The following is a 12,706-nucleotide window of genomic DNA, read 5'->3' as shown; positions in this document are numbered from 1 at the left end:
GCATACCGCTAAGCGGGCGCAGCATGCAGCGCCCCTACACATAATCCTGCACTTTACCCTCATGACCGCCTGGTTTATTCACCGCACAAATTTGTGTTGAAATATTTACTCGTTAACCTACGTGATCATCACGGATGCTGGCCATTAGCCCATCAATATCCCTACATTAACTAAGACTAATCGCAAAAATCCGATGATACTGTGGAATTTATTCGGCTTTTATATGGTTTTGGTCAATATCGGCTTGGCTTTTCCGAGGTCGATAAATCACTAAACATCAGTATGCTACGGAATGATGAGCCAGCCTGCTGTTTAAAATGCACACAAAATGCGCCTTATCTTGTTCTTGCTGTACTTATCACCTGCCAGAAAAGATGTTAAAATTGACTCATATCAATTATTGCGTGAGCTTAATCTATGATCCCGGAAAAACGCGTGATTCGTCGTATCCAGTCTGGTGGTTGTGCGATCCATTGCCAAGACTGCAGCATCAGCCAACTGTGTATTCCTTTTACGCTGAATACGCACGAGCTGGACCAACTCGACAATATCATCGAGAGGAAAAAGCCGATCCAGAAGGGTCAAACGCTGTTTAAAGCCGGTGACGAGCTGAAATCGCTGTACGCCATCCGCTCCGGGACCATCAAAAGCTACACCATTACCGAACAGGGCGACGAACAAATCACCGGCTTCCATCTGGCGGGCGATCTGGTGGGTTTTGACGCCATCGGCGGTCTGAAACACCCAAGCTTCGCGCAGGCGCTGGAAACCTCCATGGTCTGTGAGATCCCGTTTGAAACGCTGGACGACCTCTCTGGCAAAATGCCTAATCTGCGTCAGCAAATCATGCGTTTGATGAGCGGCGAGATCAAAGGCGACCAAGATATGATCCTGCTGTTGTCGAAGAAGAATGCCGAAGAGCGCCTGGCCGCTTTCGTCTATAACCTGTCGCACCGCTTTGCCGAACGGGGTTTCTCACCACGTGAGTTCCGTCTGACCATGACCCGTGGCGATATCGGCAACTATCTGGGCCTGACGGTAGAAACCATCAGCCGCCTGTTGGGGCGCTTCCAAAAGAGCGAAATCCTCAGCGTGAAAGGCAAATACATCACCATCGAAAATGTCGACGCCCTGTCACAACTGGCTGGCACCTCACGCATCAACATCTCCGTTAACGCCTAATCTGCCACTGGGCCAATAATTCACTGAAATTGTTGGCCCAGCCTCCCTCTGCCGCTGTTCTGTTTTTCAATGTTGGGTTACTCTGTAAGAGAACAACAGACTGTTGATCTACAGCTGTAAGGAGGCCCTATGGCGAAGTATCAGAATCTTCTGGTGGCTATTGACCCCAATCAGGACGATCAGCCGGCGCTGCGCCGGGCGGTTTACCTGATCAAGCGCAACGGCGGGCGGATTAAAGCCTTCCTGCCTATCTATGATTTCTCTTACGAAATGACCACCCTGCTTTCCCCTGACGAAAGAACGGCGATGCGGCAAGGGGTGATCAGCCAACGGGCGGCGTGGATTAATGAGCAATGCCGTTTCTATCTACAAGACGGCGTCCCCATTGAAATCAAAGTGGTGTGGCACAATCGCCCTTATGAGGCGATTATTCAGGAAGTGCTGAGCGGCAACCACGATTTGCTGTTGAAAATGGCCCATCAGCACGACAGGCTGGAATCCGTGATCTTTACCCCGACCGACTGGCATCTGCTACGCAAGTGTCCTTGCCCGGTATGGATGGTAAAAGACCAGCCTTGGCCTGAAGGCGGTAAAGCGTTGGTGGCAGTCAATCTGTCCAGCGAAGAACCTTACCACGATCCCCTCAATATCCGGCTGGTAAAAGAAACCCTCGAACTGGCACAGAACGTCAATCAAACCGAAGTACACCTGGTGGGCGCCTACCCGGTCACCCCGATCAATATCGCCATCGAACTGCCTGATTTTGACCCTAGCATCTATAACGATGCGATACGCGGGCAGCACCTGATCGCCATGAAGGCGCTAAGGCAAAAATTCCATATCAACGAAGAGTTCACCCACGTGGAGAAAGGCTTGCCGGAAGAAGTGATCCCGGATTTAGCCGAACATTTGCAGGCTGGCGTGGTGGTGTTAGGTACTCTGGGCCGCACAGGTATTTCTGCCGCGTTTATCGGCAATACGGCGGAACAGGTGATCGATCATCTGAAGTGTGACCTGCTGGTGCTTAAACCGGATGATTTTGACTGCCCGATCGTGATGGATGAGGACGACGAGCACGACGACGAAGATTGAGGGGCGCAGCATGCAGCTGCCCCTACGATACTCAACAGGGCCCAATTGGGCCCTGCTTCACGTTTAGGTGGCTGAAATTACAGCTCTACCACGTCGAAACGCACGTCTGGGTTAACGTCCGCTTCGTAGTCCACTTCTTCCAGGCCGAAACCGAACAGGCGCAGGAACTCCTGCTTGTAGCCGGTATAGTCGGTCAGTTCACTCAGGTTCTCTGAGGTGATTGACGGCCACAGATCGCGGCACGCTTGCTGCACATCATCACGCAGTTCCCAGTCATCCATACGGATACGGGCATGATCGTCCAGCGGCATTTCTTCGCCATACAGACGGGTGTGCATCAAACGGGAAACCTGTTCCATGCAGCCTTCGTGAATGCCCTTCTCTTTCATGATCTTGAAGGCCATGGAGATATACAGCGGCATTACCGGGATGGCTGAAGAGGCCTGGGTAACTACGGACTTCAGCACGGCAACGTGTGCAGTGCCGCCTTTTACTGACAGATCGCCACGGATGGCGGTAGCAGCACGATCCAAATCTTCTTTGGCGCGGCCCAGCGTACCATGCCAGTAAATTGGCCAGGTCAGATCGGTACCGATATAGGAGTAAGCAACAGACTTGGCACCTTCGGCCAGCACGCCGGCATCTTCCAGCGCTGACATCCACAGTTCCCAATCCTGGCCGCCCATCACGGTGATGGTGTTCTGGATCTCTTCTTCCGTTGCCGGTTCAACCGTGGCAGTGATGATTTGATCTTTATTGGTGTCGATCGCGGTGGTGGTGTAAACCTCACCGATCGGCTTCAGTGCGGAACGCACGACTTCGCCGGTATCTGGCATCTTACGCACTGGCGAAGCCAGCGAGTACACCACCAGGTCGATCTGGCCCAGGTCGGCTTTGATCAGCTCGATGACCTTGGCACGGCACTCGTTGGAGAAGGCATCGCCATTAACGCTTTTGGCGTACAGGCCAGCTTCTTTAGCGGCTTTGTCAAAAGCGGCAGAGTTGTACCAGCCTGCGGTAGCGGTTTTACCTTCGCTGCCCGCTTTCTCGAAGAAGACACCGATGGTGGCAGCATCGCTACCAAACGCGGTGGCAATACGGGAAGCCAGACCATAACCGGTAGATGCACCGATCACCAGCACACGTTTAGGGCCATTGGCAATTTTGCCCTGCGCTTTGGTGTAGGCAATCTGACGACGAACATTGGCTTCACAACCGACCGGATGAGTGGTGGTGCAGATAAAGCCGCGAACCTTAGGTTTGATAATCATAATGGGTCTAGGATCCGTTAAAGGGATGAAATCGGGACATAAGATAACTCATTGTGCCCCTTTATTGTGATCTGATGTGTTGGATTGCACAAATATTGCGCTAATTTTGTTAAATTAAGCACAAATTTCGTCGGGATTAGCCAAAAAACCGCCACCAATCCCGAGTGCCCCTCACCCTAACCCTCTCCCCCAAGGAGAGGGGATCGAACGTGCCACAATTTGACTCCCGCATCTGGGCTTAACACGGGCGCAGCATGCAGCGCCCCTACGCAGTACCACATCAGCTGCCAACGACGCTGAACTAGCTCCCTCTCCCCGCACAAGTGTCCTCTGACATCCTCGGTCTGTAAAACGGGAGAGGGTTGGGGTGAGGGGCATGCTTTACATCAATCCTGCGTGACAAACCCCAATTCCTGGGAGATGCGCCGCGTGGTGTCCAGCAGTGGTTTCATCAACGACTGTACGCCAACCTGTTGCAGTTTAGCCGTAGGAAGCGAAACCGAGACGGCATAAGGCACCCGTTGCTGAATGTCGAACACCGGAGCGGCGATACAAGACACGCCCAGTTCGTTCTCTTCACGATCCATCGCCACACCCTGCTGACGAATATCCGCCAACTCTTCATACATCTTGGGTAATTCGGTAATGGTGTTACGCGTCAGCACCTGGATCTGTTGCTGATGGGTCTGCCAATAGTGATCCGGATAATCGCTCTTGCCATAGGCCATGAAGATTTTGCCCATCGCCGAACAGTACAACGGCATGTGCTGGCCGATATAGGCGCGGGTGCGCATCATGCCGGTGGTCGGCTCCAGCTTGTAGATCAGGATCACGTGATCGTCTTCCCGGCTGGAGAAATTGACCGTTTCCCCCACTTCCAGGTTCAACTGTTCCAAATGCGGAGCGGCCACATGGATGATATTGAGTGAGGAAAGCGCCTTTTGCCCAATGGAAATAAATTTAGTGGTCAGGCGATAGCTGCCTGGAGAAGGCGCCTGAGTGACGTAGCCACTGGTATGTAGCCCCTGTAACAGGCGGTGCACGGTACTTTTGTTCATCTTTGCCAGTTCTGACAGGTGCGCCAGCGGGCAACCATTCGGGAAATTGCTCAATATCTCAATCAGCTGCAAACCACGGAACAGGCTCTGGCTGCCCAGGGGTTTGTCTTTTTTTTCATCTTTTTCGTCAACAGCTTTCAGGCTCATAGCAAAGTCTCTCCAAAGTTGAGCCGCCAGCCGTTGCCACGGCGTAAGAAGCGGGCCTACTAACGGAGAATGTTACTCCAAGGGCCGCATCAGGTGAAGTTGGAACGCCGTATCATTTTCAGTAACAGCGTTAAAACCCGCAACATTTCGGCAACCTTATAAGTGAGTTGTCCGTCACAAATTCGCCAAATTAAAAATAACCCATTGTTTATTAAATAAAATTAAAATCGACTCGGCTTTGCTTTAGCACGAGGTTCGGCATATCATTTTTGAAATTGAATTTCGTATATTGAAATTTAAGGTTGATTTAAACAGCAAAGGTTTACTTATTGGCTACGCGCTGGTTGCGCGAGCCGGACACAGGGGCGCATCACATGACTCAAGGCAATGCGGATCAACCCATTCTCACGCTCAGCCATATCGTCAAACGATTCGGCGGCAACGTCGCGGTCAACGACGTCAGTTTGCAGGTGATGCCAGGCGAAGTGCTGGCGCTGCTAGGAGAAAACGGCGCGGGTAAATCCACGCTGATCAAAGTGCTGGCCGGGGTATATCCACGCGATAGCGGCGACATCCACTTTCAAGGTACCAGCATTGCCTCGGCGGCGGCGATTAAAAGTGACAGCCGCCAGCCGATTGCCTTTATCCATCAGGATCTTGGCCTGATTGAATGGATGACGGTGGCAGAAAACATGGCGCTGGTGATGGGGTTTCCCCGCCGTTTCGGGCTGATCGACTGGCGTGCCATCCGCCGCCGGGCGCTGCAAGCCTTGCAGGACGTCGGTATTGCTTTGGATCCCGATGCGCGCGTGTTCGAGCTTTCCCGGACGGAGAAGTCTTTGCTGGCCATTGCCAGAGCGGTGGCCGTCAATGCCGAACTGCTGGTGCTGGATGAACCGACCGCTTCCCTACCCGCCAACGACGTGCGTCACCTGTTTGCGGTGATCAACCGCCTGCGCGCCAAAAAGGTCGGCATGATTTACGTCACCCATCGCCTGGATGAGGTGATGGAAATCGCCGACCGGGTTTGCGTGATGCGTGACGGGCGCTACGTCGCTGGTGGCAATACTGCCGATTATTCGCTGCGCGATCTGGTGCAGATGATCGTCGGTGAAGCAATGGCTGAAGATCAGCGTGAGCCGCTGCCGCAACATCAACCGCCGGTGCTACAGCTGCAAAACGTCACCGTCGGGGATATTGGCCCAGTCAGCTTCGCGTTGCAGCCGGGGGAAATGCTCGCGCTGGCTGGCCTGCGTGGTGCTGGGCAGGAAGAAATTGGCCGCCTGTTGTTCGGCCTGCGCCAACGGGACAGCGGCGACATCCAGTTCCGCGCAGAACCTTACGCTGCCAGCACACCACAACAGGCAATGGCTCGCGGCGTATCACTGGTTGCGGGCGATCGCACCGGAGAAAGCCTGGTGATGTCGATGAGCGTACGGGAAAACCTGTTTCTCAACCCCTGCGCCAGCGGCCATAAGCTGTTCTCACGCTATAGCCGCCGTGCCGAAATCGGCGCCAGTTGGTGGAAGGTGCAACTGTTCGACGTGCGGCCCAAGGACGTCAACATCGATATCAGCGCCCTGTCCGGCGGTAATCAACAAAAAGTGGTCATGGCCCGCTGGATGCACCTGGCGGCACCGTTGCTGATCCTGGAAGACCCTACTGCCGGGGTCGACGTGGGCGCCAGGGCCGAAATCTATCATCTGTTAAATCAATCCCTGGCAGCCGGCGTGGCGGTATTGGTGATCTCCAACGATTTTGAAGAGATCGCCCATATCTGTAACCGCGCCCTGGTGTTTAACCGGGGAAAAGTGGTGGGTGAGCTAAAGAACCAGCAGGTCTCGTTCGCCAATTTATTGGAGTTGGCCTCGGCCAGCACCGGGGAAGCCGTTGTGGAGGAATACCATGTCGAATAAAACGTCCGTCAAATCAACGGCGCTGGAGCAACGTATCAGCCTTGGACAGGACGGCGTTGGTCCATGGCTGATGCAAATCATCACCCGCTACGGCCTGCTGTTGCTGTGCATCGCACTGGTGATCCTGTTCTCACTGACCACGACGTCGTTCGCCTCGATGCTGACGGTGCAGGCGATCCTCTCCAGTAAGTCCAAAATTGCCTTGTTGGCATTGGCGGCCACCATTCCAATGATCGTCGGCAAGATCGACCTGAACGTCGGTTTCGGTATCGTGCTATGGCACATTCTGGCGATCACCTTGCAGGTGCAATACGGCTTCTCCTGGCAGATGGCGGTGCTTACCGTGCTGGTCATTTCCGCGCTGTACGGACTGCTTAATGGCATCCTGGTGGCACTGGCGGATATCGACAGTTTTGTGGCCACTCTGGGTTCAGGCACCGTGCTCTATGCGGTGGCGCTGTGGCACTCCGGCGGGCGGCAGATTGTCGGCGACTTGCCAGACGCCTTTATCGCCCTGCATCACACCGAAGTTTACGGGATCCCGATCGTGGCCTTCTACGTGCTGATCGTCGCCATCATCCTGTGGCTGATCACCGAACATACCCCGCTAGGCCGCTGCATGTATGCGGTGGGCGGTAACCCGGCGGCGGCGCGGCTCAACGGAATTTCGGTCAATCGCTTCACCATCGGCGCATTTATCGCTTCGAGCGTGCTCACCGGATTCAGTGGCGTGCTGATCGCCGCCGAACAGGGCGTGGGCCAGGCCAGCGTCGGGATGGACTATCTGTTACCTGCACTAGTCGGCGCATTTGTTGGCAGCACCACCATTCGCCCTGGACGGGTGAACGTCTGGGGCACCGTGGTCGGCATCGCCATTCTGGCGATCGGCATTGCGGGCATTCAGCAGTTTGGCGGGGAGTTCTGGGTCGAACCGTTATTTAACGGCGCGACGCTGTTACTGTCCATCACGCTGGCGGGCTATGCCCAACGCCGCCGGTTACTCAATCAAAAAGCAGTACAACGCAGTCAGGCAACCTCTGCCGAAAACAACAACCAAAAAGCGATCAATCCTTCATCAGGAGCACAGCCATGAAACACTTTTGGATTTTGCCCGGGATCACCACCCTGCTGTTGGCCACCTCACCAGCCTGGGCAGATGCCTATCTCGATCAGGCCACGGCGGCGGTTGCCAAAGCCACGGCCAGCAGCAGCCAATGGGATGGCCCCACCAGCGGCCCGCAGTTACAGGCCAACAAAAAGATCATCTTTATTGCCTCCGATATGAAGAACGGCGGAGTGCAAGGCGTGCAACAAGGGCTGAGTGAAGCAGCCAAGGTCGCGGGCTGGCGTTTGGAAACGCTGGACGGTGGTGGCTCGGTGAAAGACCAGTTGTCGTCGCTGAATCAGGCTATTGCCCAAAAACCGGACGGGATCGTGATCGGCGGCTGGAACCCTAACGTGGCCAAAATCCCGCTGAAAAAGGCGGTGGCTCAAGGGATCGTGTTAACAGCCTGGCACGCGGTGCCGGAACCTGGTCCGATCGCCAAATACGATGTGTTCTATAACGTCACTTCCGATTCCAACGAAGTAGCGCGTATCGCCGCACAATACGCGGTGGTGAAGTCTGGTGGACAGGCCAACGTGCTGATCTTTACCGATTCGCTGTACCAGATCGCCTTGGACAAGGCGAACGTGATGAAAGAGGAAATGGCCAAATGTAGCGGCTGCAAGGTGGTGGAATTTATCGATACTCCGCTCGCCGATACCGCCAGCCGGATGCCTGCCATGACCTTCAGCCTGTTGCAGAAATACGGCGACAAGTTCCAATACGCACTGGCGATCAACGACCTGTATTTCGACTTTATGGCCCCGGCGCTGAAAACTGCCGGTAAAGGCGGCAGCAATGCACCATTTAACATCTCGGCAGGCGACGGTTCCATTTCCGCCTATCAACGTATCCGCTCCGGTGACAGCCAGTCTGCCACCGTGCCCGAGCCGCTGAAGCTGCACGGCTGGCAGTTGCTGGATGAATTCAACCGCGCCTTCGCCAAGCAGCCACCTTCCGGTTACGTTACCCCGGCCCATCTGGTCACCCGCGAGAACATCGCCAATGACGGTGGCCCGAACAACCTGTACGACCCGCAAAATGACTACCAGGGCCATTACAAAACCATTTGGGGCGTGAAGTAACGGGAGGCTGAGATGATCAAACAACAACTGGAACGTTTGTGCTCCCCCGCCATCTGGGCCGAAGGCCCGGTATGGTTGCCGCAACAGGATGCGGTGGTGTTCAGCGATGTGAAAGGCAACCGCATGTTCCGTTGGGCACGCAACGGTGAGCTCAGCGTATGGCGCGCCGCGTCAAACTATGCCAACGGCAATGCCCGCGATGCCGAGGGGCGCGTCGTCAGCTGTGAACATGGACGGCGTGGTATCAGCCGCACCGAACACGACGGCAGCATTCAACTGTTGGTCGATCGGGTGGACGGCAAGCGCTTCAACTCACCGAACGATGTCGTGGTCCGTTCCGACGGCACAATATGGTTTACCGATCCGCCCTACGGCATCATCGGCGATGAAGAGGGCTACAAGTCGGAAAGTCAGGTGATCGGCTGCTATCTGTATTGCTTCGATCCCCGTGATGGTTCGTTGAACATTGCCGCCAGCGATCTGCAACGGCCCAACGGCCTGGCCTTCTCGCCGGATGAAAGTCTGTTATATGTGGCAGATATGTCGATCATTGACTTCCCTACCCTTGGACGCCGCGAACTGCGAGTGTATCAGGTGGCAGGACGAGAGTTGCAGGCTGGCAGGCGTTTTGCCCAGGTGATGCCGGGGATCCCGGATGGTTTTTGTGTCGATAGCGCCGGCAATCTGTTTTGCAGTTGTGCCGACGGCGTAATTATCTTTGATCCGTATGGAGAACGAATTGGCAAAATCCCGCTGCCGGAGTGCGTTTCCAACTGCACCTTCGGTGGGCCGGCAGGCAATGAGCTCTACATTACCGCTACCACCTCGCTGTACCGCATTGTCCTGAATACCCACGGGTAAATGCGGCAATTCGCCCCTCACCCCACCCCTCTCCCAGTGTAACAACTGGGAGTTCTATCAAAACGGTTTAGGGAGAGGGAGCGAGTCCTGAGCCGCTGTCAGATGCAGGAGCCAATTTGTAGCACAAAAAGTCCCCTCTCCCTATGGGAGAGGGTTAGGGTTAGGGGGAAATTTCCTCTGCTTTGTCACGTCTGTAGCACGCCGAACCCCCGAAAGTGTGTTGTCGATCACATAATCATCAGATTAATTTAACCACCTGTTTTTACTTAATAATTTCAGCCTTAGCGGCTTTGACTTCACCACTGCGTGGGTATAGCATTAATTTGAAATGTGATTTCGTATATTGAAATGCAAAGAGCATAAATCACTCAGTGGGTCACAATGGAGAAGCAGCATGAGAGTGAGCTATACCGAGTTAAAACAGCAGTTCAAACGCGTGTTGCTGGCACGGGGCGTGGCCGAATCCACGGCGGATGAGTGTGCCACCCTGTTTGCCGATACCACAGAAACCGGTGTCTATTCCCACGGGGTCAACCGCTTCCCGCGCTTTATCCAACAGTTGGATGCAGGCGATATCGTTCCCGATGCCGAACCGAGCAAGCTGCTGTCTTTAGGCGCGATCGAACAATGGGATGCTCACCAGGGGATTGGCAACCTGACCGCCCGCAAAATGATGGATCGCGCCATGCAGTTGGCAGATCAGCACGGTATTGGCCTGGTGGCGCTGCGTAATGCCAACCACTGGATGCGCGGCGGCGGTTACGGCTGGCAAGCGGCCGAAAAAGGCTACATCGGCATTTGCTGGACCAACTCGATCGCCGTCATGCCGCCGTGGGGAGCCAAAGAGTGCCGCATTGGGACTAACCCGCTGATCGTCGCCGTGCCGAGTAATCCGATCACCATGGTCGATATGTCGATGTCGATGTTCTCCTACGGCGCGCTGGAAATGAATCGCCTGGCGGGCAAACGACTGGCGGTAGACGGCGGATTCGATAACGACGGCAACCTGACCCGCGATCCGGCCATCATCGAAGAGAATCGGCGTATTCTGCCGATGGGTTATTGGAAAGGCTCCGCACTGTCGGTGGTGCTGGACATGATCGCCACCCTGCTCTCCGGCGGTTCCTCCGTTGCCGAGGTTACCGAAGATAACCGCGATGAATACGGTATTTCACAGGTGTTTATCGCCATTGAAATCGATCGCCTGATCGAGGGTAAAACCCGTGATGAAAAACTACAGCGCATTATGGATTACGTAACCAGCGCCGAGCGTGATAACCCAGAGGTCGCCATTCGCTTGCCGGGTCACCGCTTCCCGCACGTCCGCGCCGAAAATCAGCGCGATGGGATCCCGGTCGACGACCGCGTCTGGGTACGTATACAGGCACTTTAAGGAGTAACAGATGATCTTCGGCCATATTGACCATACGACAGCTGAGCACTATCCCCCGGCGATTGCCAAAGCCGTGGCCTATTTGCAACGCACCGACTTCACGGATATGCCTGTCGGGCGTTATGCAGATCCGGCAACCGGCTATGTAGTGCAGGTGCTGGATTTACACACGCAACCCAAAGATGAACTACGCCCGGAAGTGCACCAGAAAAATATCGACGTGCAATTTTTGGTGAGCGGCACCGAGTTAATTGGCGTTGCCGCGGATAAGGGAAATAACGTCATCCATCAGGAATTATTAGCGCAGCGCGACATTATATTTTATCAGGATGTGGAGGATGAATCCTGGTTAACCATGCACTCCGGTAATTTTGCGGTATTTTATCCGCAGGACGTGCATCGCCCGGCATGTATTAATCACAGCCCCTGCGACATCAGAAAGGTGGTGGTAAAAATACCGCTGACATTACTTACCAGTGAAATGAAATAAACCACGCCTCATAATATGAACCTTGCCGCTTGATTGATTGCGGCATCATCAGGTGAACAATATGAAAAATACCACACCGGGCTTTATTATTGGTGCTTATCCCTGCGCACCTTCATTTCACCAGCTCGAACGTGAAAAGGAAGTGCAGTTTTGGGATCGGTTAGCTGAGCTGCCCTTGATCCGTGGGCTGGAACAACCCTGCCTGGACGATCTGCATCCCTATGGTGATGATTTTCTGCTTAAACAGATCCCCAATCACTGGCAGTTGGTGCTGACCGCGGTCATGGGAACCATGCAACGCCGCGGCAGCGGGCGGGATTTTGGTCTTGCCGCCCGTAATGAGGAAGAGCGTCAGGCGGCGGTGGATTATATCCGTGCGATACATGACAAAATAAAGCGTACCAACGATCGTGCCGGTCGCCAGCAGGTGGTGGCGCTGGAGCTGCAATCCGCCCCCAACCGGCAGGAAAAAGATAGTGCAGCGGCGCGTCAGGCCTTTATGACCTCGTTAGAACAGATTGCTGGTTGGCATTGGGAATGCGATTTGGTGATTGAGCACTGCGATGCTCTGACCGGGCCCATGCCACGCAAGGGCTTTCTGACGTTAGAAGATGAGATCATCGCCACACAGGCAATTAATCGCCATTTTGGCACTTCGCTGACCTTGGCTATCAACTGGGGCCGTTCCGCCATTGAGGGGCATAATAACCGGCTGCCCTTACAGCAGGTGAAACAGTGCCAACAAGCAGGATTATTAAGCGCCCTGATGTTCTCTGGCACGGCCAGCCATGGCCCCTATGGCGAATGGGAAGATACCCATGCGCCCTTTGCCCCATTCATTGGCAGCCAATACGTTTGCCATGAGTCATTAATGACGCTGGACTGCGCCCGGGAATTATTTAATCAGGCCCCGCTGGCAGAATTAAATTATGCCGGTATCAAATTACTTTCCACCTCCCCGGCAGATAGTGTGGAGCAACGGATTGAGATTATCAACGATGGTATCAATGCGCTGGCATTAAGCAGCGGTGTTATTTCACAACCGATAAAATAGAACATCAGCAGCAGATCTGATTACGTTTGATTGGCGGACTGTTATACCGTCA

Annotated in this window: 11 protein-coding genes; 9 read left to right on the top strand and 2 right to left on the bottom strand. The window is 54.5% G+C overall.

Annotation, left to right across the window (positions count from 1 at the left end; genetic code table 11):
• The first annotated feature begins 417 nt into the window (after positions 1–417).
• Entirely contained in the window at positions 418–1,182 is a 765-nt protein-coding gene (locus U869_RS0101195) for an FNR family transcription factor (protein ID WP_025119111.1), read from the top strand.
• 129 nt (positions 1,183–1,311) lie between these two features.
• On the top strand, positions 1,312–2,274 hold the full coding sequence (gene uspE / locus U869_RS0101190) for a universal stress protein UspE (RefSeq protein ID WP_025119112.1): 963 nt from the start codon (positions 1,312–1,314) through the stop codon (positions 2,272–2,274).
• Positions 2,275–2,351: 77 nt separating this feature from the next.
• On the opposite strand, the gene fabV is transcribed toward uspE, so the two are convergent.
• Positions 2,352–3,545, bottom strand: coding sequence for an enoyl-ACP reductase FabV (fabV, locus tag U869_RS0101185; protein ID WP_025119113.1), 1,194 nt, complete (start codon positions 3,543–3,545; stop codon positions 2,352–2,354).
• Positions 3,546–3,931: 386 nt separating this feature from the next.
• Complete coding sequence (locus tag U869_RS0101180) at positions 3,932–4,750, bottom strand: IclR family transcriptional regulator (protein WP_025119114.1); 819 nt, start codon at positions 4,748–4,750, stop codon at positions 3,932–3,934.
• A gap of 374 nt (positions 4,751–5,124) precedes the next feature.
• Here U869_RS0101180 and U869_RS0101170 point away from each other — a divergent pair, with 374 nt between their 5' ends.
• From U869_RS0101170 to U869_RS0101140, 7 genes are all read left to right on the top strand, one after another.
• Positions 5,125–6,666: a sugar ABC transporter ATP-binding protein gene (locus U869_RS0101170; RefSeq protein WP_025119115.1), complete on the top strand. Its 1,542-nt coding sequence runs from the start codon at positions 5,125–5,127 to the stop codon at positions 6,664–6,666.
• On the top strand, positions 6,656–7,759 hold the full coding sequence (locus U869_RS0101165) for an ABC transporter permease (protein ID WP_025119116.1): 1,104 nt from the start codon (positions 6,656–6,658) through the stop codon (positions 7,757–7,759). Before U869_RS0101170 ends, U869_RS0101165 begins: the two co-directional genes overlap by 11 nt.
• Positions 7,756–8,856 carry a substrate-binding domain-containing protein gene (locus U869_RS0101160; protein WP_025119117.1) on the top strand — a complete coding sequence of 367 codons (1,101 nt, stop codon included), beginning with the start codon at positions 7,756–7,758 and terminating at the stop codon, positions 8,854–8,856. The genes U869_RS0101165 and U869_RS0101160 overlap by 4 nt, the downstream gene beginning before the upstream one ends.
• A 12-nt stretch (positions 8,857–8,868) precedes the next feature.
• The gene (locus U869_RS0101155) at positions 8,869–9,717 is read left to right on the top strand and encodes an SMP-30/gluconolactonase/LRE family protein (protein ID WP_029987218.1); all 849 of its coding nucleotides are present in this window, start codon (positions 8,869–8,871) and stop codon (positions 9,715–9,717) included.
• 394 nt (positions 9,718–10,111) lie between these two features.
• Complete coding sequence (yiaK, locus tag U869_RS0101150; protein WP_025119119.1) at positions 10,112–11,110, top strand: 3-dehydro-L-gulonate 2-dehydrogenase; 999 nt, start codon at positions 10,112–10,114, stop codon at positions 11,108–11,110.
• A gap of 10 nt (positions 11,111–11,120) precedes the next feature.
• Positions 11,121–11,600 (top strand): YhcH/YjgK/YiaL family protein, encoded by a 480-nt coding sequence (locus U869_RS0101145; protein ID WP_025119120.1) that lies wholly within the window; start codon positions 11,121–11,123, stop codon positions 11,598–11,600.
• A 61-nt stretch (positions 11,601–11,661) separates the two neighbouring features.
• The gene (locus U869_RS0101140) at positions 11,662–12,654 is read left to right on the top strand and encodes a DUF4862 family protein (RefSeq protein WP_025119121.1); all 993 of its coding nucleotides are present in this window, start codon (positions 11,662–11,664) and stop codon (positions 12,652–12,654) included.
• Positions 12,655–12,706 lie beyond the last annotated feature (52 nt).

The sequence above is a fragment of the Serratia sp. H1w genome, assembly GCF_000633355.1.
Taxonomy (GTDB): Bacteria; Pseudomonadota; Gammaproteobacteria; order Enterobacterales; family Enterobacteriaceae; genus Chania.
Note: the sequence above shows the minus strand (reverse complement) of the source record. Positions and strands in the feature narration are given on the sequence as shown.

What these genes read in the sequence shown, in the direction of transcription:
- U869_RS0101195 (WP_025119111.1), top strand. Translation starts at nt 418, where the DNA reads ATGATCCCGGAAAAACGCGTGATTCGTCGTATCCAGTCTGGTGGTTGT.
- uspE (WP_025119112.1), top strand. Translation starts at nt 1,312, where the DNA reads ATGGCGAAGTATCAGAATCTTCTGGTGGCTATTGACCCCAATCAGGAC.
- fabV (WP_025119113.1), bottom strand. Translation starts at nt 3,545, where the DNA reads ATGATTATCAAACCTAAGGTTCGCGGCTTTATCTGCACCACCACTCAT.
- U869_RS0101180 (WP_025119114.1), bottom strand. Translation starts at nt 4,750, where the DNA reads ATGAGCCTGAAAGCTGTTGACGAAAAAGATGAAAAAAAAGACAAACCC.
- U869_RS0101170 (WP_025119115.1), top strand. Translation starts at nt 5,125, where the DNA reads ATGACTCAAGGCAATGCGGATCAACCCATTCTCACGCTCAGCCATATC.
- U869_RS0101165 (WP_025119116.1), top strand. Translation starts at nt 6,656, where the DNA reads ATGTCGAATAAAACGTCCGTCAAATCAACGGCGCTGGAGCAACGTATC.
- U869_RS0101160 (WP_025119117.1), top strand. Translation starts at nt 7,756, where the DNA reads ATGAAACACTTTTGGATTTTGCCCGGGATCACCACCCTGCTGTTGGCC.
- U869_RS0101155 (WP_029987218.1), top strand. Translation starts at nt 8,869, where the DNA reads ATGATCAAACAACAACTGGAACGTTTGTGCTCCCCCGCCATCTGGGCC.
- yiaK (WP_025119119.1), top strand. Translation starts at nt 10,112, where the DNA reads ATGAGAGTGAGCTATACCGAGTTAAAACAGCAGTTCAAACGCGTGTTG.
- U869_RS0101145 (WP_025119120.1), top strand. Translation starts at nt 11,121, where the DNA reads ATGATCTTCGGCCATATTGACCATACGACAGCTGAGCACTATCCCCCG.
- U869_RS0101140 (WP_025119121.1), top strand. Translation starts at nt 11,662, where the DNA reads ATGAAAAATACCACACCGGGCTTTATTATTGGTGCTTATCCCTGCGCA.